Raw genomic sequence first — 18975 nt, forward strand, 5'->3', positions numbered from 1 at the left:
CTGGGGTGTTCACTTTCAACCTACGGGTTTCCGTAGGATGATCCCATGTTCGAATCGCGCGGAACCCTCGGAGTCTTGAGGAACCAACGTCCCGGCACGCACGGCGTGGGCGGGATGGAGCTGTTCTTCGACCTCGTCTACGTCTTCGCGATCATCCAGCTCTCGCACTTCCTGCTCCACCACCTGTCGTGGCAGGGCGCGGCCGAGGCCGCTGTCCTCTTCGCGGCCGTCTGGTGGGGGTGGAACTACACGGCCTGGGCCATGAACTGGTTGGACCCTCAGCACGCGAGCGTCCGGGTGCTGCTGGCATTCCTCATGCTGTGCGCGCTGGGCATGGCGATCGCGATCCCCGAGTCCTTCGGCGAGCGGGCCTGGCTGTTCGCGGGCGCCTACATCGTGTTCCAGATCGTGCGCAGCGCCTTCATGGTGCTCGCGTTCCGAGGTCAGCAGATGGGGCGCAACTACGCGCAGCTGCTGGCGTGGAGCGGCATCGCGAGCGTGGTCTGGATCGCCGGCGCGGCCGCCCCCGAGGAGTACCGGCTGGCCGTCTGGGCCCTGGCCGTGATCGTCGACTACATGGCGCCCCTGGTCGGTTTCTGGCTCCCGGGAGTCGGCACGAGCGACATGAGCACGTGGCCGCTCGACGAGCCGCACCTGGCGGAACGCAGCCGGCTGCTCTTCATCATCGCGCTCGGCGAGTCGATCCTCATCCTCGGCGGCGTGCTGCTTGAGGCGGAGTTGACGCCGGCCGTCGTCACGGCGGCGGTGATGGGCTTCTGCGCGATCGTGATGCTGTGGTGGCTCTACTTCTCCGCACGCCACGGCAACGCATACCACGAGGCGCCCGAACTTGAACGGGCCTCGCACGTGGCCCGGGCGGCCTACGCGTATGCGCATGCGTTCATGGTGGCGGGTGCGATCGTGGCGGCCGTCGCAGTGGAGCTCGTCGTGGCGCACCCGCTGGAGAACGAGGGCTGGCCGGTGGCGCTGACGCTCACGGCGGGGCCGGCCCTCTACCTGCTCGGCAACATCGGGTTCGTCGCCGCGCACACGGGCCGGGCGCCGACGTCGCGCATCGTCGCGCTGGGCCTGCTGGTCCTGGTGCTGCCCCTGAACGCAGTGCTGATCAACCTGCTGGCCGGAGCTGTCGTCACGCTGATCCTGCTCGGCCTGCTGCTGGCCACGGTGACCCTCCGTCAGTCCTCCCGCCCGGCGGGGGCCTCCACCCGGTGAGTTGCGGGAGCGATCGACGTGGCCTCGACAAGCCGCCGGACGGCGTCAGGGCTGCCGGACACGGAGACTCCTGGCAGTTGCTCGAGAGGCACACCCCCGATGAGGCACGTCTTCCAGTCCCGCGTCGACGCCGACACCTGAGCGTCGGAGGACTCCGCAGCCGTTGATCTGACGATCATCGTCGTGCCGGCCCCGATGCGCGCCCGGTAGTAGACCGGCTCCGCGCCGCCGGACCCGGTTTTCTCCTGTTGGCGCGAATCCCAGAGGCACAGGCCCACGGTGTGCTCGGGGCCGTCGCCCACGGCCCTGGCGTGCGCACGCATCGCGAGGACGACCGTATCCGGGCTCATGTCCGCGTCCAGCGGCAGCTCCGGTGACGCGACCGCCCACAGCGACAACGCGGTATTGACGGATTCCAAACCGTAGCCCCAGTCGCTGAGTTCATAGACTTCCACGCGCCCCGGCGGCGGTAGTCGTCGGCGCAGGACGACGCCGTGGGACTCAAGATCGTGCAGGCGCTGCGTCAGGACGGCGGGACCGATGCCGACCACGTCGCGCTGGATGTCGGAGAAGCGTTTCGGGCCCAGCAGGAGTTCGCGCACCACGATCATGGTCCACCGGTCCCCGATGAGGTCGAGGGCGTGGGCGGCGGCGCATCCGTCGTTGTACGAGCCGTAGGAGCGTCGGGAAGCCATTGACACAGCATACTACATATGCAGTAGTGTTTACTTCAGTATTAGTAGTAGCAAGCGAGTGGCGCCACCATCCGAAGTTTGACTCCTCGTCCCACGTAAGGAACCGGCATGCACACCACGGCAGCAGCGATCTGGCAGACGGTCCACGAGGAGAGACAACGCCTCGCCGCGGACCTCGACGGGCTGCGGGGTGAGCAGTGGACAGTCCCGTCTCTCTGTCCGGGGTGGGACGTTCACGATGTCCTCGCCCACCTCGTCGACTCAGCCCGGATCGGTCGGTTCGGGTTCGTCCGCGAGCTCCTGGCGGCGCGGTTCGACTTCGATCGGGCCAACGAACGGGGAATCGCGCGGGAGAAGCGGCAGGATCCACGCGACACCGTCGCCGCGCTCCGTGCGGCCGCCGGCCTGACTCGGACGCCCCCGGCGCAGCCGGCCACGCGCCTGGTCGAAGCCATCGTCCACGGCGAGGACATCCGCCGGCCGCTCGGCCTGACGGGCAGCTACCCGGAGACGGCGATTGCCGAGGCCTTGAAGTACCAGCTACGCACGCCCGTCTCATTTGGCGGCGGACGCGAGCGCGCAGAGGGCTTGCAGCTCATCGACCGCAATACCGGGGCCACGTGGGGCGACGGCGACAGTATCACTGGCGACGCCGTCGATCTGCTGCTGGCGGTCTCGGGGCGTCGTGTGGAACGCGACGGGCTCTCCGGAGCCGGTGCCGACCGGCTCACCGCAGCTGAACGGGCGTGAGGCAACATGACCCGGAGCCAGAACGCGGAGCTGTGGGCGCTGGCGAGCGCTGAAAGATCGGCGCTGGCAGACGACCTCGCGACGCTCAGCGAGGACCAGTGGCGGATAGAAACTCTGTGCCCTGCGTGGGATGTCGAAGACGTCGTCGCCCACCTCATCTCTGCGGCGAGCATGAACCAGTGGCGCTGGCTGCGCAGCATGGTCGGCGCGCGTTTCCGGCCCGATGTGCACAATCAGCGCCGGCTGACCGAGCACCGGGGCGCGAGCCCGGCCGAGACGCTGGAACGGTTCCGCGCCGTCGTCGACAGCACCACGGCCCCCTCGGGGCATATCCCCGCGTACCTGGGCGAGATCGTCGTGCACGCCCAGGACATCCGCCGGCCGGCGGGAATGCGCAATGCTCCGCGCGTCGAATCGCTGACGCCGGTGGCCGGGTTCTTCGCCCGGCGGGACTTCGCCGTGGACAGTCGAACCCGTGCAGCCGGCCTGCATCTGCGAGCCGACGACGGTCCGTTCGTCGCCGGCTCCGGCCCGGAAGTCACCGGTTCAACGCTGGCCTTGGTGATGTGCATGGCCGGCCGCGCAGCCTACCTCGAGGAACTCGACGGCCCGGGCGTGGCGGTGTTGGGGCAGCGACTCCGGGAGGGCGCTGCGGCCTAGTTCGCTGGCGGGCCGTTCGCGCCCGAAACGCCGCGCCCGGCGGCCGCCCGTCAGGATTCCAGCAGGTCCGGCACGGCGAGCAGCCCCTCCAGCCCGCGGATCTCGTCCGGGGCCAATTGGATGTTGAGGACCGGTGTACGCGGCAGTGCGGCCGCCAGGTCCGCCACGAACGGCTCCTCCTGGCTCCGCCGCCGTGCCATGAAATCCCCGGCACCTGCGGGCGAGCGCTTGTTCACGACCAGCGAGCGCACGCCGATGCCCTGCCGGTGCAGCTGCTGGGCGAATTCGATCGTCTCGGCCACCGGCAGCCGTTCGGCCGCGAGCACCAGCACGAACGCCGTGCGCTCGGCGTCCGCCAGCAGCTCGCGCAGGCGGGCGAACCGTTTCCGGCGCCGGGTCAGGACGGAGCGGATCTGCGCGTCGCGGGCGTCGGCGGCGTCCGACTTGCCGCCCAGCCCGGCCACCGCCGCACCGAACTTCTCGCTCGCCTCCCGGCGCTTGAGCAGCCCGTCCGTCCAGGCCGTCATCATCTCCGGCAGCTCCATCAGCCGGGCGGTGTGCCCGGACGGGGCGGTGTCGAACACGACGACGTCGTAGCCCGCGTCGCGCGTCCGGCCCGCCCGTCCGTCCGCGCGCCCGGGGGCCGTGCCGCCGTGGGCATCCGGCGCCGGAGCCTCGTCGCCGACGACCTGCTCGGTCAGCTCCGCGATCCGCTCGAGCACCGAGGCCTCGTGCGTGCCCGGCGCCTCGGCGGCCAGCCGCAGGTACCGGTCCACCTCGCGGTGCAGGTGCTCGGGCATCATGGCGCGGATCGTCTTCCCGACCTCCTTCAAGTGCCTCTCGCTGGTGGCCGCCGGATCGATCTCCAGCGCGTCGAGCCGGCCGCCGTCGTCGTGCGTGGAGAGCGTGGTGGGGGAGTCGGCGAGGCGCGTTCCGAACAGGTGGCCCAGGTTGTGGGCGGGGTCGGTGGAGACGAGCAGGACGCGCCGGCCGGCGTCGGACTCGGCGACCGCGGTGGCGGCGGCGAGCGTGGTCTTGCCGACGCCGCCCTTGCCGGAGAAGAACACGACGCGCGCGCCGTGCGTGAGCGAGCGCAGATCAGGCATGCGGTCCTTTCAGCAGCAGGAGATCGAGTCGAGCGGCGAGCGGTCCATGCCCATGCGCCGGTGCCAGTCGTGGAAGTGCTCGAAGACGACCGGCAGCAGCTCGAGCGTGTAGTAGCTCGCCGGGTTCGGCACGCCGAGGGACTCGGAGAGGACCAGCATCATGAACAGGTCCTCCTCGTCGCGCTGGGCGCGCGCGAGGGTCCGCCGGTACGGCGCGTAGTAGAACTCGCGCAGCCCGGCGGCGAACCCCGCCAGCCGTCCCATTCCTGCTCCTGACGTCTTCTCCGTGCCGGCCCGTCGGTTCGACGGCGCCCGGTCACCCGCGCTTGTCGGCGTCCGCGGCGATGTTCTCCTCTTCCTCCTGCAGGTCCGTCAGGGGGCCCATGCGGCGGGCGCGGTTCATCGCGGCGACGGCCTCGATGATGACCCAGACCGCGGCGATGAGGATGATGATGTCGAGCACCAGCAGCAGCCAGTTGCCGGCCGCGTAGAACTGGCCCATCTGGACGAACAGGGCGATCACGCTCATGACCAGCACGAACGTCAGCGGGATGAGCGCGGGCAGGACGGGGCGGCCCTTGCGGATGAGCATGACGGCGACGATCGACAGGGTCAGGCCCGCGAGGATCTGGTTGGTGGTGCCGAACAGCGGCCAGATCAGCATGCCGCCCGAGCCGTCGGCGCCGGCCGAGAACGTGAGGCCGACGGTGACGACCAGGACGATCAGCGTGGCCGCCAGCGGCTTCAGGTGCACGCCGGCGATCTGCCCCATCTCCGAGATCACGAAGCGCTGCAGGCGGATGCCGGTATCCATGGTGGTGGCCGCGAACAGCACGGCCATGGTGGCCAGGATGGTGCCGGAGAGGGATTCGGGGATGCCGAGGCCCTGGTTGACGATCGCGCCTCCGCCGGAGACGAACGCGCCCACGCCGCCCTCGCCGAAGGCCGAGTAGACCTCTTCCCACGCGGCGACCGACTGGAAGCCGGCGGACACGGCGATCACGGTGCCGAGGGCGAGCAGACCCTCGCCGACGGCCCCGAAGTAGCCGACGAACCGGGCGTCGGTCTCCTTGTCGAGCTGCTTCGCCGTGGTGCCGGAGGCGACGATCCCGTGGAATCCGGAGATCGCACCGCAGGCGATGGTGACGAACAGCAGCGGCACCAGCGACGGGGTGCCCTCGGGGACGTTGTTGTTGAAGGCCGGCGCCATCATGGTCGGCCCGGAGATGATGATCGCCGCGTAGAGGATGCCGAGCGCGATGAACAGCTGCAGGCCGTTGATGTAGTCGCGCGGTTGCAGGAGCATCCAGACCGGCAGGAGGGAGGCGATGCCCGCGTAGAGGAAGAGGACGATGATCCAGAACGCGTTGGCGCTCAGGCCCATGATCATGTCGGGCAGCACCACCGGGAAGGCGTCCCCGAGCAGCATCAGCGCGTACAGGGCCACGACGCCGACGATCGAGACGATCGGCAGCGACCACTTGAGCTTGTAGATCGCCTGGCCGATCAGCAGCGCGACGAAGACGGCGCCCCAGGCGGGGATGACCGCGGTGGGGGTGGATACCAGCAGGTTGGAGATGACGACGGCGAAGGCCGCGTTGACCATCAGCAGAACCAGGAAGATGACCACCAGGAACAGGTTGCGTCCGTGGCCGCCGATGTAGCGGCCGGCGAGGGTGCCGATCGACTGGCCCTTGTGGCGGTTGGATGCCCACAGGGCGCCGAGGTCGTGCATGCCGGCGAAGAAGATCGTGCCGAGGGTGACCCACAGCAGGGCGGGGAGCCAGCCCCAGATGACGGCGATCGCCGGGCCGACGATCGGTGCGGCGCCGGCCACGGACGTGAAGTGGTGGCCCCACAGCACATACTTGTTGGTGGGGACGTAGTCGATGCCGTCCTCGAGCTGGTGGGCGGGCGTCTTGTAGGCCGGGTCCAGCCGGTAGACCTTCTTGGCCAGGAACTTGGAGTAGAACACGTAGCCCGCGATGATCATCGCGATGCCTATCAATGCCAGAACGACGGAGTTCACGTCGATGCCTCCTGATGAGCGGTGTGAGTGGAGTGATTAGCCAACATCCTACGCGCTCAGTGCCCCAGCTCACCTTGGGAACGGCCGTGTCAGACGTTCGCGATGCGGCCCGGCGGGAGGCGCCCCCGAACCCGGTTCCCACGTCTCGCCGGCGTCCGATCTGCACGGGACCCTGGTGGCTGCAACCCGGTGTCGTTAGGGTGGATGCAAGGTTTGGCCGACAGTTCGGAGGGGAACGATGGGACCGGTGCGGAGACGCTCGTTCAAGCAGGCCATGACGGTGTCCGGCGCGGCTGCGCTCGCTGCCGCCTCGCTCGCCGGGTGTACCGCCCAGCCGCCCGATGGCTCGGAGTCGAGTCCCGAGCCGGAGTCCGGTGCGCCGTCGGCGACCGTCCCGGCTGAAGATCTGAGTTGGATCCTCGAAGAGCAGGAGGACGATTCGTTCGCGGGCGCCGCGACTGCGGGAGGCGGTGGCAGCATGAGGCATTCGCTCGACTTCGAGAACGTCCCCAAAGGCACTGCGACTGTCGAGGTCCACGTCTTCTGCGCGCCGGTGTCGGCGACCGCGGTGCTGACCGTCGAGGGGGACACGACAGATATCGAGTGCACGGGACCTGAACAGTCGCAGGTCGTCGAGGTCAACGCGGACGAGGCCCGTGAATCCCGGTACATCAGTGCCGAGATCGAACCGGACGAGTCGCCCCGGGAGTTCTCCTACGCCATGGTTGTCAAAGCAGGCTGACAGTTCGGAGCAGATCATGAGACCGGAACGGACGCACGCACACAGGCGGGGAGCAAGCGCTGCGGGGGTGGGGATCCTTGTCGCGGCGCTGACGGGCTGCGCAGGGCAAACAGCCGTCCCGCAGGAGAGCTTCGAACAGGTGCTCGAAAAGCGCGGTGACGATGCTATCGGCGGTGGAAGTGCAAGTGGCGCCGGCGGTCACGTGGGGCTTCACATCGATGAGAAAGCGGTCCCGCCGAACGCAGAAGTGGTTGAAGCCCGCGTGTACTGCCTCCCTGAGGGGGCACCTCACTCGGTGACGATCAACGGCGAATTGTTTGAGCTCGAATGCGGCGGTGCCGACCGGGCGGAAGTGATCGAGCTGGAGGCTGCCGCCCTCCGCGAGACGGGGCGGCTCGAGGCCGAGATGAACCTCGACGGATCGTCTGGTGCCGCCGAGTGGGCAATCATCGTCGAAGCCGTGCAGCCGTGAGTATTGACCTCTAGTGCGGGTCACTTGGTGTCGTTAGGGTTGGCGGACCAGCCAGCTGACAGTTCGGAGCAGACCATGAAGCCGGAACGGACGTGTTCAATCAAGCGGGGAACCTCTGCGGCAGGGGCTCTTCTGATGGGTGTCGTCCTAGCCGGTTGCGCCGGAGGGCCGGACGAACCCGCCTCGAGTGCGATGCCGACCGGCGGCAGCCCGTCCCAATTGCCTGCGTCGGATTCCCCTTCGGGAATGTTCGAGGGAATGTCTGATGACTGGGAAGAGCCCGAGCTGTGGTGGATCGTTGAGGAGTACAAAGACGACTTCGTTCTGGCAGGCACGACGGTTTCCGACGAAGATGGGGTCAGGGGGACGAATTCGGATCACCAAGTCCCGCTCGAAACGAATGAGCTCGAGGTCCACGTGTACTGCACGCCGGTCGGGACAACCGGCGTATTCACCGCGAATTCGCAGCGGCAGACCATCGAGTGCGCTGGCACCGAGGATCCTCGGATCGTCCACCTGAGCACGGAGGGCCTGGAAACGAGCTCCGACGTGTCGTGGCAGTTGACGCTCGACGAGTCCGTCCGCGACTGGCAGCAGGCGGTCGTGTTCCTTCCCGCCGCGTCTTAGCTGGGCAGCGGCAGCGCCTCCGCGACGTCCAGCAGGCGCCTCCGCAGCACGTCCGCGCGGTCCGCGAACTGCTTCTGGAGCCGCACATACTCCGCCTTGCCCTCCGGCGTCTCGATCCGGATCGGCTCGTAGCCCCAGTCCTCCAGATCGTAGGGCGAGGCCTTCATGTCCATGGTCCGCACGTCCCACGCGAGCTCGAAGCAGTCCATCACCAGCTCGCTCGGCACGGCCGGGGTGAGCTTGTACGCCCACTTGTAGAGGTCCATGTTGGCGTGCAGGCAGCCCGGCTGCTCCAGGTCGCGCTGGGTATCGCGCGTCGGCTGCAGCTCGTTCAGCGGCACCGCCTCCGGCGTGTAGAACCGGAACGCGTCGAAGTGCGTGCAGCGGATCCGGTGCTCCTCGACCACCCTGTCCGTGCCGGAGGCGCCGAGCCGCAGTGGGAGGTACTCGTGCCGGATCCCGTTGCTCTCCGACTTGTACGCCATCGCCCACTCGTGCAGCCCGAAGCACGCGAAGTTCCCCGGCCGGCTCGCCGTCCCCGCCAGGATGATGCGCGCGAACCTGATCGCTTCCGCCCGAGCGGCACCGAACGCCGCCAGATCCAGCCCGACGCCGCCGTCGTGCTCCGCGTAGAACTTCCAGTCGCGCCGCGGTGCGGCGGCTTCGCCCTCCAGCACGACGCCGGCGCCCGGGTGCCAGCGCTGCAGCTGGCCGGGCTTCTGGGTGTAGTAGGTGAAGAGGAAGTCCTCGACCGGGTGCTTCTTCTGCCTCATCCGGCGCTCGACGAAGGGCGCCGCGAAGCGCTCCACGCGGGTCTCGTGGGCGGCGGCGCGCGGAAGCCACGCGGATTCGGGGAGGGGAAGCATCGCCTCCATTCTAGGAGCCGGAGGCCCGCCGGTCAGGTCGCGTCCCACACGTCCCGGTAGAACGCGATCCGCTCCTCGTCCGGTTCGACCCCGTAGCCGTCGTAGACGTACTGCTCGAAGCCGGGTCCGTAGTTCCACACGGTGCTCCACGCGGCGATCGCGAGGTCGGCCCAGAAATCGGCGACGCCGAGCGACCCGAGGTCCACGTGGGCGCTCCACCTGCCGTCCTCGTTGATGAGGGTGTTCGGCGCGCAGGCGTCGCCGTGGCAGACCACCAGGCGGTCGATGCCGGGGGCCTCCGCCGCCAGAGCGCGCCCGCGCTCCGGATCCTCCGCGTCCGCGAGCCGCGCAGCGAGCGACCAGTCGAAGGGGCAGTCGTCCACGGGCAGCGCGTCGTGCAGGGCGCGCAGCCCGGTCCCGATCGCACCGGCCGCCCGTTCCGGCTGCGCGACCCAGCGCGGCGCCACCGCCGGATCCCCCGGGACCGCGGCGGTGACGAGCAGCTGGGAACCGTCGTCGTGCCGGGCGGTGCGGACGGGGCGGGGGACCGATGTGAAGCCGGCCGCCCAGGTGAGGCGCTCGGCCTCGGAGCCCAGATCGACGCCGGCTGCGGCCGGCGACCACTTGGCGTACTCGACGTCGCCGGAGGGCAGGCTCAAACGGAAGGTCAGGCCGCCGAGCTGATTGCGCCAGACGGGGGTGATCCCGCCCGGCGCGACGCCGACACGTGCGGAGTACTCCGCGACGGGCGCTGGCACCGCGACGTCGGCCTCGGGTGCGGCGGCGAGCGGGCGGTACGTCATGGGGCTCCTCGGTTGGTCGGGTCCAGCCTAATGCCGAACCGAATCGTCAGGCGCACGTCACGGCGGGTTCACGCGCGCGTTGTCCGCGTGGACGACGGTAGGACCATGGCACACATCTCCCGTCGTTCACTCGTCCTCGGCTCACTCGCCACCGGCGCGACCGGCCTCGCCGCCGCCGTCACCGCCGCCCCCGCCACGGCTTCCGGGCTGCTGCGCCCGGCCGCGCCCGCGCTGGTCCGGAACCGGCTCAGCCTGCCGTCCGGCATCCAGTTCGGCGACGCCGGCACCGACTCCGCCGTGCTGTGGTCGCGCTCGTCCGCACCGGGCCGACTCGTCGCGACCCTTCGCGCCGTCGACGCCGACGGGACCGCGATCCGCGGCAAAGGCGCCTTCAAGCGGACCCTGCGCGGTCCATGGGCCACCGCCGACTCCGACTTCACCGCCAAGATCGCCGCGTCCCAGCTGCCCTCCGGGAGCCGGTTCGCCGTCACGATGGCGTTCGAGGACGAGAACGGCACCCTCGGCGAGGCCGCCGACGGAACCTTCACGACGGCGGCCGGCCGCAACGCCGCCGGCCGGACCCCGGTGCGCGGCGGCGACGTGCCGCGCGGGCAGAGCTTCGTCTGGACCGGCGACACCGCCGGCCAGGGCTGGGGCATCAACGAGGAGATCGGCGGCATGTTCGCCTACTCCGCGATGCGGGAGGCCAAGCCCGACTTCTTCGTCCACTCGGGCGACACGATCTACGCGGACGGCCCGATCTCCGCCGAAGTCGAGGAGCCGGACGGCCAGATCTGGCGCAACCTCGTCACCGAGGAGGTCTCCAAGGTCGCCGAGACCCTCGACGAGTACCGGGGCCGGCACCGCTACAACCTGATGGACGCCAACGTCCGCGCCTTCTACTCCGAGGTCCCGGTCATCGCCCAGTGGGACGACCACGAGACCACCAACAACTGGTGGCACGGCGAAGTGCTCGAGGACGACCGCTACACCGTCCGCGACGTCGACACCCTCGCCGCCCGCGGACGCCGGGCCTGGCAGGAGTACCAGCCGATCGCGAATCCGCGGGCGATGCGCGGCGGCACCGGGTTCGAGCCCGCCCGCATCTACCGCAAGATCGAGCGCGGCGACCAGCTGGACCTCTTCTCCCTCGACATGCGGACGTTCAAGGGGGAGAACACGGCCGGCATGGAGGCCGAGGCGACCAGCATCTTCGGCGAGGAGCAGCTGCAGTGGCTCATCAAGGAGGTCACGCGCTCGAAGGCCACGTGGAAGGTCATCCTGAGCGACCTGCCGCTGGGCATCATCGTCCCCGACGGCGACGCGCAGGAGTCCATCTCCAACGCGGACGACGGAGCCCCGCTGGGGCGCGAGCTCGAGCTGGCCCGGGTGCTCAAGGCCTTCAAGGAGGCCGGCGTGAAGAACATCGTGTGGCTGACCGCCGATGTGCACTACTGCGCGGCGCACCACTACTCGCCGGAGCGCGCGGCGTTCACCGGCTTCGACCCGTTCTGGGAGTTCGTGGCCGGCCCCATCAACGCCGGCTCCTTCGGCCCGAGCCAGATGGACGGCACCTTCGGCCCGGAGGTCGTCTTCGCGAAGGCCGGGGAGCGCGCGAACCAGTCTCCGCGCGACGGCAAGAGCCAGTTCTTCGGCCACGTCGACCTCGACGAGGCCGACACCTTCACGGTCAGCCTGCGCAACGCCCTCGGCGAGACGGTCTTCTCGAAGACGCTGCACCCCGAGCGGTAGTTCGGCACAGGCCGCCGTCAGTTCCGACTAGTTTCAGCGTGTTGAACTAGTCGGACCTGACGGCGGTCCGGAAGACCACGGTGGCAGGCTGTGCATGGCGCCGTGAGCTGTGGATAACTCGGGCAGAATTTCTCGGCAGTAGTTCAAGATGGACCCATGTCCAAGAGGTCCCCGCTTCCACCTGAGCTTCGTGGCGCCGTCTTTACGCGCCAGCAGGCACTCATGCTTGGTGTACCGGACCGTCGGTTGGCGGCGTCGGACCTGGTTCGGATTGATCGTGGGCTGATTGGGTCGGCTGATCATGCACCCAGCGAGCTTGCTCGTGCGACGGCGCTGCGGTTCCTTGCGCGACAATTGTGGCTTTCGCACGAGAGCGCTGCGCGACACTACGGACTCTTCCTGCCGATGAGAGCAGACGATTCTCTGCACTTGAGCGTTCCGCCAGGCAGTGGGCGCCGCCGAATACCAACAGTCCGAACTCACGAAAACAAAGTCATTCGGGGCGAGGTGCGTGATGTTGGAACGGTGCCCGGTGCGCCCACGGACCTGACTGGCTGGATCGCCTCCAGATCGCGCACGTGGTTAGACCTTGCGTCCGTACTCGACGTTGACAACTTGATCGTTATCGGTGACCAGCTGGTGCGTATTCCCCGCCATGGCGGGGCCCCGTTGGCAACACGGCAGGAACTGCAAGCGCTGTGCGAGGCTCACCCACGGGCGCGAGGAATCGGCAGGGCACGTGAAGCCTTGGAGCAGGTTCGCGTGGGTGCGGATTCGCCACCGGAAACGAAGATGCGTCTCGCTTTGATACGTTCCGGTCTGCCAGAGCCCGAGCTCCAGATCAGTCCGAGCCCTGAGAATCCCTATGCTCCGAAGGGAGACCTGGGCTATCGCCAGCTAAGCCTGGTTCTCCAATACGAGGGCGGACATCACCGGACTCCTGAGCAGTACAGCAGAGACCTCAACCGGGAACGTGAGTGGGCCAGCTACGGCTGGTCTTCACTCCGCTACGACGTCAGCGACCTTCGCAGTGAGTTTGCCCGCGCTATCGTCGAGGTTGATCGCCGATTCCGCAGGATCTGACGTCAGTTTCGACTAGTCCTGCGCGCTTCAAGTAGTCGAAACTGACGGAACAAGCGAAGGGGCCGCCTCCCAGCGCTGAGCTGGGCGGCGACCCCTCGTCGTCGTACCGGCTAGTGGATCAGCGGCCGGTGCCGCCGTAGACCGTGGCCTCCACGTCCGCGTCGAGGCCGAACACGTTGTGGACGGCGACGACGGCCGCGTCGAGCTTGTCGGCGTGCGTGACCACCGAGATGCGGATCTCCGAGGTGGAGATCATGTCCACGTTGACGCCGGCCTCGTGCAGGGCCTGGAAGAACTTGTAGGAGACGCCCGGGTTCGAGCGCATGCCGGCGCCGATCAGGCTCAGCTTGCCGACCTGGTCGTCGTACTCGATCCCCTCGAAGCCCACGCGGGCCTGGGCGTCGCGCAGCGCGTCCAGCGCGTCCTTGCCCTCGATGATCGGCAGGGTGAAGGAGATGTCCGTCTTGTCCTTGCCGGAGGTGGAGACGTTCTGGACGATCATGTCGATGTTGGAGTGGGCGCCGGCGATCACGCCGAAGATCTCCGCGGCCTTGCCCGGAACGTCCGGGACACCGACCACGGTGACCTTGGCCTCGGAGCGGTCGTGTGCGACGCCGGAGATGATGGGCTGTTCCAAGGGCTCTCCCTCTTGAATCTTGATCTTGTCGTCTGGACTGGGCAGCACCCACGTGCCCTCGTTCGTGCTGAAGGAGGACCGCACGTGCAGCGGCACCCCGAAGCGGCGCGCGTACTCGACGCAGCGCAGGTGCAGGATCTTCGCGCCGGAGGCCGCCATCTCGAGCATCTCCTCGCTGGAGATGGTGTCGATCTTCTGTGCGGAGGTCGCGATGCGCGGATCCGCCGTGTAGACGCCGTCGACGTCCGTGTAGATCTCGCACACGTCGGCGTTCAGCGCCGCGGCCAGCGCCACCGCGGTGGTGTCGGAGCCGCCGCGGCCCATGGTGGTGACGTCGTTGCTGTCCGGGCTCATGCCCTGGAAGCCGGCCACGATCGCGACGTAGCCGCGGTCGACCGCCTGGCGCACGCGCTGCGGCGAGACGTCGATGATGCGGGCCTTGCCGTGCACGGCGTCCGTGATCATGCCGGCCTGGCTGCCGGTGAAGGACACGGCCTTCGCGCCGAGTCCGTCGATCGCCATGGCCAGCAGCGCCATCGAGATGCGCTCGCCGGCGGAGAGGAGCATGTCCATCTCGCGGGCCGGCGGCTCGGTGGTGAGCTGGCCCGCGAGGTCGAGCAGGTCGTCCGTGGTGTCGCCCATGGCGGAGACCACGGCGACGACGTCGTGCCCGGCCGCCTTCGTGTCGATAATCCGGCGGGCGACGCGTTTGATGCCGTCGGCATCCGACACGGACGATCCGCCGAATTTCTGCACAATCAGGCTCATGCCGCAGCACTCTCCCAGGGGTTGTTCTCGTCGCGCTGGACTGCAGCGCCGTGCCTTGTGACACTGCCGAACAGTGTAGCCACCGGGGAGGCCGCTGGCGTGCTGGATGACCCCGCGAGGTCACAAAACCGACGGGAGATTTCATACCGTGGGAGGTACTGGGCGTGCGGCCCGTTTCTCTAGAGTTGTAGGTGCGGGGCCGTCGTGGACCACCGCACCGCACGAACATCAGGAGGACCGCCGTGCCAGACGCAACGGAACCAGTCGCGTTGGAGCCCGTCCAGCACGACGCCGGCATCGTCGCCACGGGCCTGGCCCGCGCCTTCGGTGCGGTGCAGGCTGTGAAGCAGATCGACTTCGCCGCCCGGCCGGGCGAGGTCACGGCCCTGATCGGGCCCAACGGCTCCGGCAAGACCACCCTGCTGCTCATGCTCGCGTCCCTGCTGAAGCCCGACGCGGGCACCGTGCACGTCGGCGGCGTGAACCTCGGAGACGACCCCCGTGCCGCCCGCCCGCTGATCGGCTGGATGCCCGACACCCTCGGCGTCTGGGAGACCCTGACGGCCCGCGAGATCCTCATCTCGATCGGCAGGCTCTACGGCATGGACAAGGCCACGTCCGCGGCCCGGGCCGACGACCTGCTCCAGCTCGTCAAGCTCGCCGACCTGGCCGCCCAGCCCTCGCGCGTCCTCTCCCGCGGCCAGCAGCAGCGGCTCTCCCTGGCGCGGGCCCTCATGAACGACCCCTCGATCCTGCTCCTCGACGAGCCCGCCTCCGGCCTCGACCCGGGAGCGCGCATCGATCTGCGCAACCTGCTGCGCAAGTTCGCCGGCGAGGGGCGCACCGTCGTCGTCAGCTCCCACGTCCTGTCCGAGCTGGACGAGATCGCCGACGCGGCCGTGTTCGTCGCCGCGGGCCGCACCGTGCGCAACCAGACGGTCAAGGAGGCCGACGCGCAGAAGCGCCGCTACAGCGTGCGCGGGCTCGACCACGAGGCACTGCTCGACGGGCTGACCGCCCAGGGCGTCCCGTACACCGTCCCGGCCGGCCAGCGCCGGGCGGAGGCGCTCGTCGACGTCGCCACCGAGGCCCAGGCCGCCGACGTGCTGCGCCTGCTGGTCGAGCACGGCGTCTCCATCACGGCGTTCGCCCCGACCGTCGGCGCGCTGGAGGAGACCTACATGAGTTCCGTCTACGACCACGAGAGCGGCGGTTCCGCAACGAATCCGGAGGAGACGGAGAAATGAAACTCGGATATGCCGCGGGTGTCCGCACCGTCGTCGAACTCGAGCTGAAGCAGCGCCTGCGTTCCAAGAGCTGGTACATCATGCTGGCCGTGTGGTTCGTCGTGATCGCGCTCGTCACCGCGCTCGCCGCCTACACGGCCTCGGCGTCGTGGAACGGCGGCGAGGCCGACAGCGGGACGGGGCAGCTGATGTTCGAGCTCGTGGCCGGGTTCGTCCTGCTCTTCGGCCTGCTCGTGGCGCCCGCGCTCAGCGCCAACTCCATCACCGGCGACCGCTCCGGCGGCACCCTCGCCGTCCTGCAGAACACCCTGCTCACCCCCGGCCAGATCCTCTGGGGCAAGTGGGTCGCAGCGTGGGTCGCCGCGCTCGGCTTCCTGGTGGTCACCCTCCCGATGATCGCCTGGGCGGTCTCCTACGGCGACGTCCACCTGCCCGCCGTCCCCGTCATCCTCCTGATGAGCGCGGTGGAGCTGGGCGTCGCGTGCGCCATCGGCGTCGGCATCTCGGCGCGCTCGAGCCGGCCCCTCTTCGCGGTCGTCTCCACCTATCTGGTGGTGGCGCTGCTGACGGTCGGAACGCTCATCGCGTTCGGCCTGAGCCTGCGGTTCACGCAGGAGGAGATCGTCGACTACGAGGTCGTCAACCCGAAGGATCCCTATTCCCAGCTCGAGCACGATCCCGAGACCGGCCGCCTGCTCGGCGAGGACGGAGAGCCGATGACCCCGGTGGAGGAGACCAAGGTCTACGAGGAGCTGGACGCGGAAATGCAGAACTACGTCTACAACCCCGAGGACGAGATCTGCACCGAGCGCTCCTACGAGCGCACCATCGTCCACACCGAGCGCACCGCGTGGCTGCTGGCCGCCAACCCGTTCGTCGTCGTCGCCGACGCGGTACCCGTGGAACCCAACGTGTACCACCAGGGCCAGTCGTCCTACTCCCCGGACGGGCCGATCGGGGCGATCCAGGTGGGCGTCCGCAGCGCCCAGGCCGGGTATGACGGGCCGAACTGCGTCGACGGTGAACGCCAGGTCGGCCCGGCAGAGGACCCGCGCGACCTGGCGCCGATGTGGCCGCTGGGCCTCGGCGTCCAGGCGCTGCTCGCCGGGATCCTGGTCTTCAGCGGACGACGCCGGCTCGTCACCCCCGCGGGCAAGCTCGCGGCGGGCACCCGCATCGCCTGACGCCCCGCCCGCGCCGCCAGGCGGCGCGGGCGCGGCCGGCGCGTCAGCGGGTCCCGATCTGGTCCTCGCCGAGCACGGCCCGCAGGAACGACTTGGTGCGCTCGTGCGTCGGGTTCGAGAACATCGCCTCCGGCTCGGCCTCCTCGATGATCCGGCCGCCGTCGAACATCAGCACCCGGTTGGAGACGTCCTTGGCGAACTGCATCTCGTGGGTGACCAGGAGCATGGTGATGTCGGTTTCCTCCGCGATCGTGCGCAGGATGCCGAGCACCTCGCCCACGATCTCCGGATCGAGCGCGCTGGTCACCTCGTCGAGCAGGAGGATCTCGGGATCCATCGCCAGCGCCCGCGCGATCGCCACGCGCTGCTGCTGGCCGCCGGAGAGCGACGACGGGTGGGCGTCGGCCTTGTCGGCCAGGCCCACCTTCTCGAGCAGGTTCCCGGCCCGCTCGAGCACCTCCGCCCTCGGGTGGCCGAGCACGTGCAGCGGCGCCTCGACGATGTTCTCGAGGACCGTCATGTTCGGGAACAGGTTGAACTGCTGGAAGACCATGCCGATCTTCTGGCGGATGCGCTTGCGCTGCTTCTTGTTCAGCTCCACCCGCCTGCCGTTGCGCTCCTCGTGCGTGAGCGGCTCGCCGTCGACGAAGATGTAGCCCTCCGTCGCGTCCTCCAGCGTCATGACCAGGCGCAGGATCGTCGTCTTGCCGGAGCCCGACGGCCCGATCAGGGTCACCCGGTCGCCCTTGCGGACGCTGAAGTCCAGCCCGTCGAGGACCACGTTGTCGCCGTAGCGTTTCCCGACGTCGCGGAACTCGATGACCGGCGCGTCGGGCGCGGCGCCGCGGGCGGCGTCGTCGTTCTGTTCAGGTGCGGTAGGCAAGGCGCTTTTCCAATCTGCTGATCAACAGGGACGTGGGGTAGCTCGCGAGCAGGAAGATGACTCCCACCAGTGTGATCGGCTCGATGTAGCGGAAGTTGTTCCCGCCGTAGATGAGCCCGGCGTTGACCATCTCGACCACGCCGATCACCAGCAGGAACGGGGTGTCCTTGAACATGGAGACCGCGTAGTTGCCGAGAGCCGGCACGGTGGCGCGCAGCGCCTGCGGGATGATCACGGCGGTCCAGGTGCGCCGGGTCGACATCGACAGCGCGGTCGTCGCCTCCCACTGGCCCGCGGGCACGGAGTCGATGCCGGCCCGGTAGACCTCGGACATGTACGTCGAGTAGTGGATTCCGAAGACCAGGACGCCGATGGTCAGCGGTTCGAGTTCCAGGAACGCGTAGTAGGCGAACAGCAGCTGCACGACGATCGGCGTCATCCGGATGAAGTGGGCGATCCAGCGCACGACGCCGGCCACCGGCCGGGGTGCCAGCCGCAGCGTCATCGCGATGACCAGCCCGAGGACGGCCGCGAGCGCCGTGGACAGGACCGTGACCAGGAGCGTCACCTGCAGGAACGCGCTCAGCAGCGAGGGGAGGGACTCGAAGGCGGATTCCCAGTCCCAGTCGAGGGCCGCGGGGAGGGGCGTCATGCCGCACCTCCGCCCGGGGCGGCCACCGTGGGCGCGGGGGACAGGATGGCGCGCAGCGACCGGCCCTGTCCGAGCTTGTGCTTCGCGTGCGTCTCGAGCATCGCCATGATCCCGGTCAGGACCAGGGCGAGGACGAAGTAGCCGATGAGCCCGACGGCGGCGTAGGAGAACATCGTCGACGTCACGCGGCGCAGCTGGTCCAGGTGGAAGGTGAAATCGGCGAGCGTGATCGCGCTGACGATCGCTGTGCCCTTCATCAGGTGCACCAGCAGGTTGGTCAGCGACGGGATCATGAGTGCCCAGGCCTGGGGGAAGATCACGCGGCGGATGCGCTGGGCCGGGCTGAGGCTGAGCGCGATCGTCGCCTCCCACTGGCCCGCGGGGACCGAGTTGATGGAGCCGCGCACGACCTCGGCCCCGTAGGCGCCGTAGTTGAGGCCCAGCCCGAGGACGCCGCAGACCATGGGGTGCAGGTCGACGCCGAGCTGCGGCAGGACGAAGAAGTAGAAGAAGAGCTGCACCACCAGGGAGGTGCCGCGGAAGAACTCGATGACCACGCGCGCCGGGCCCCGGAGCCACAGGCTCGAGCTGCCCGCCATGAGGCCCAGGACGACGGCGATGGCGAAGGCCAGCAGGGCGCCGAAAATCGTCAGCTGGACGGTGACGGACAGGCCCTGGGCCAGGCGCGGAGCGGCCTCCGCGAGCGATGCGAGGTGGTCTGTCACGGTGTCCCTGTTCTTGGAGGCGGGGCGCCCGGCCCCGCGGAACGGGGCCGGGCGGCGGGAA

The 18975-nt window shown here is 69.0% G+C and carries 19 protein-coding genes; 9 read left to right on the forward strand and 10 right to left on the reverse strand.

From position 1 onward, the window contains the following. The first annotated feature begins 45 nt into the window (after nt 1–45). On the forward strand, nt 46–1233 hold the full coding sequence (locus IE069_RS01230) for a low temperature requirement protein A (RefSeq protein ID WP_189348278.1): 1188 nt from the start codon (nt 46–48) through the stop codon (nt 1231–1233). Here IE069_RS01230 and IE069_RS01235 read toward each other — a convergent pair. Further along, nucleotides 1197–1928: a winged helix-turn-helix transcriptional regulator gene (locus IE069_RS01235; RefSeq protein WP_189348279.1), complete on the reverse strand. Its 732-nt coding sequence runs from the start codon at nt 1926–1928 to the stop codon at nt 1197–1199. The two genes, IE069_RS01230 and IE069_RS01235, sit on opposite strands and share 37 nt — an antisense overlap. 108 nt (nt 1929–2036) lie before the next feature. Here IE069_RS01235 and IE069_RS01240 point away from each other — a divergent pair, with 108 nt between their 5' ends. Next, nucleotides 2037–2678, forward strand: coding sequence for a maleylpyruvate isomerase family mycothiol-dependent enzyme (locus IE069_RS01240; RefSeq protein ID WP_189348280.1), 642 nt, complete (start codon nt 2037–2039; stop codon nt 2676–2678). Nucleotides 2679–2684: 6 nt separating this feature from the next. After that, nucleotides 2685–3338 (forward strand): maleylpyruvate isomerase family mycothiol-dependent enzyme, encoded by a 654-nt coding sequence (locus tag IE069_RS01245; RefSeq protein ID WP_189348281.1) that lies wholly within the window; start codon nt 2685–2687, stop codon nt 3336–3338. A 50-nt stretch (nt 3339–3388) separates the two neighbouring features. Here the strand turns inward: IE069_RS01245 and IE069_RS01250 are convergent, their stop codons facing one another. Genes IE069_RS01250 through IE069_RS01260 form a run of 3 tightly spaced genes read right to left on the reverse strand, consistent with a single transcriptional unit; the run spans nt 3389 to nt 6473 of the window. Further along, nucleotides 3389–4444, reverse strand: coding sequence for an ArsA family ATPase (locus IE069_RS01250; RefSeq protein ID WP_189348282.1), 1056 nt, complete (start codon nt 4442–4444; stop codon nt 3389–3391). Nucleotides 4445–4453: 9 nt separating this feature from the next. After that, nucleotides 4454–4708 (reverse strand): cory-CC-star protein, encoded by a 255-nt coding sequence (locus IE069_RS01255; RefSeq protein WP_189348283.1) that lies wholly within the window; start codon nt 4706–4708, stop codon nt 4454–4456. 52 nt (nt 4709–4760) lie between these two features. Further along, nucleotides 4761–6473, reverse strand: a complete 1713-nt coding sequence (locus tag IE069_RS01260; RefSeq protein ID WP_189348284.1) for a carbon starvation CstA family protein — start codon at nt 6471–6473, stop codon at nt 4761–4763. Nucleotides 6474–6720: 247 nt separating this feature from the next. Between IE069_RS01260 and IE069_RS01265 the strand changes: the two genes are divergently transcribed. The 3 genes from IE069_RS01265 (at nt 6721) to IE069_RS01275 (ending at nt 8314) form a co-directional block, all read left to right on the forward strand. Continuing rightward, on the forward strand, nt 6721–7215 hold the full coding sequence (locus IE069_RS01265; protein ID WP_189348285.1) for a hypothetical protein: 495 nt from the start codon (nt 6721–6723) through the stop codon (nt 7213–7215). A 67-nt stretch (nt 7216–7282) separates the two neighbouring features. Next, nucleotides 7283–7687 (forward strand): hypothetical protein, encoded by a 405-nt coding sequence (locus tag IE069_RS01270; protein WP_189348286.1) that lies wholly within the window; start codon nt 7283–7285, stop codon nt 7685–7687. A gap of 258 nt (nt 7688–7945) precedes the next feature. Then, a complete protein-coding gene (locus tag IE069_RS01275; protein ID WP_189348287.1) occupies nt 7946–8314 on the forward strand; it encodes a hypothetical protein in 369 nt (122 codons plus the stop codon). Here the strand turns inward: IE069_RS01275 and IE069_RS01280 are convergent. Beyond that, the gene (locus tag IE069_RS01280; RefSeq protein WP_189348288.1) at nt 8311–9189 is read right to left on the reverse strand and encodes a 3-methyladenine DNA glycosylase; all 879 of its coding nucleotides are present in this window, start codon (nt 9187–9189) and stop codon (nt 8311–8313) included. The genes IE069_RS01275 and IE069_RS01280 overlap by 4 nt on opposite strands. A 23-nt stretch (nt 9190–9212) precedes the next feature. Next, complete coding sequence (locus IE069_RS01285; protein ID WP_189348289.1) at nt 9213–9983, reverse strand: aminoglycoside 3'-phosphotransferase; 771 nt, start codon at nt 9981–9983, stop codon at nt 9213–9215. Between the two features lie 105 nt (nt 9984–10088). Here IE069_RS01285 and IE069_RS01290 point away from each other — a divergent pair, with 105 nt between their 5' ends. After that, nucleotides 10089–11735 (forward strand): alkaline phosphatase D family protein, encoded by a 1647-nt coding sequence (locus IE069_RS01290; protein ID WP_189348290.1) that lies wholly within the window; start codon nt 10089–10091, stop codon nt 11733–11735. A gap of 1201 nt (nt 11736–12936) precedes the next feature. On the opposite strand, the gene IE069_RS01295 is transcribed toward IE069_RS01290, so the two are convergent. Beyond that, complete coding sequence (locus IE069_RS01295; RefSeq protein WP_189348291.1) at nt 12937–14223, reverse strand: aspartate kinase; 1287 nt, start codon at nt 14221–14223, stop codon at nt 12937–12939. A gap of 332 nt (nt 14224–14555) precedes the next feature. On the opposite strand from IE069_RS01295, the gene IE069_RS01300 reads away from it, so the two are divergent. Both IE069_RS01300 and IE069_RS01305 read left to right on the forward strand, forming a co-directional pair. After that, nucleotides 14556–15470 carry an ABC transporter ATP-binding protein gene (locus IE069_RS01300; protein ID WP_444545865.1) on the forward strand — a complete coding sequence of 305 codons (915 nt, stop codon included), beginning with the start codon at nt 14556–14558 and terminating at the stop codon, nt 15468–15470. Then, entirely contained in the window at nt 15467–16654 is a 1188-nt protein-coding gene (locus IE069_RS01305) for an ABC transporter permease (protein ID WP_189348292.1), read from the forward strand. Before IE069_RS01300 ends, IE069_RS01305 begins: the two co-directional genes overlap by 4 nt. Before the next feature lie 43 nt (nt 16655–16697). Here the strand turns inward: IE069_RS01305 and ehuA are convergent, their stop codons facing one another. The 3 genes from ehuA to ehuC are packed head-to-tail and all read right to left on the reverse strand — an operon-like array spanning nt 16698 to nt 18914. Beyond that, nucleotides 16698–17537, reverse strand: a complete 840-nt coding sequence (ehuA, locus tag IE069_RS01310) for an ectoine/hydroxyectoine ABC transporter ATP-binding protein EhuA (RefSeq protein WP_308425365.1) — start codon at nt 17535–17537, stop codon at nt 16698–16700. Beyond that, nucleotides 17521–18189 (reverse strand): ectoine/hydroxyectoine ABC transporter permease subunit EhuD, encoded by a 669-nt coding sequence (ehuD, locus tag IE069_RS01315; RefSeq protein ID WP_189348293.1) that lies wholly within the window; start codon nt 18187–18189, stop codon nt 17521–17523. The genes ehuA and ehuD overlap by 17 nt, the downstream gene beginning before the upstream one ends. Next, entirely contained in the window at nt 18186–18914 is a 729-nt protein-coding gene (gene ehuC / locus IE069_RS01320) for an ectoine/hydroxyectoine ABC transporter permease subunit EhuC (RefSeq protein ID WP_189348294.1), read from the reverse strand. The genes ehuD and ehuC overlap by 4 nt, the downstream gene beginning before the upstream one ends. Between the last annotated feature and the right edge of the window lie 61 nt (nt 18915–18975).

It is taken from the genome of Zhihengliuella salsuginis, assembly GCF_014651715.1.
GTDB classification, from domain to species: Bacteria; Actinomycetota; Actinomycetes; order Actinomycetales; family Micrococcaceae; genus Zhihengliuella; species Zhihengliuella salsuginis.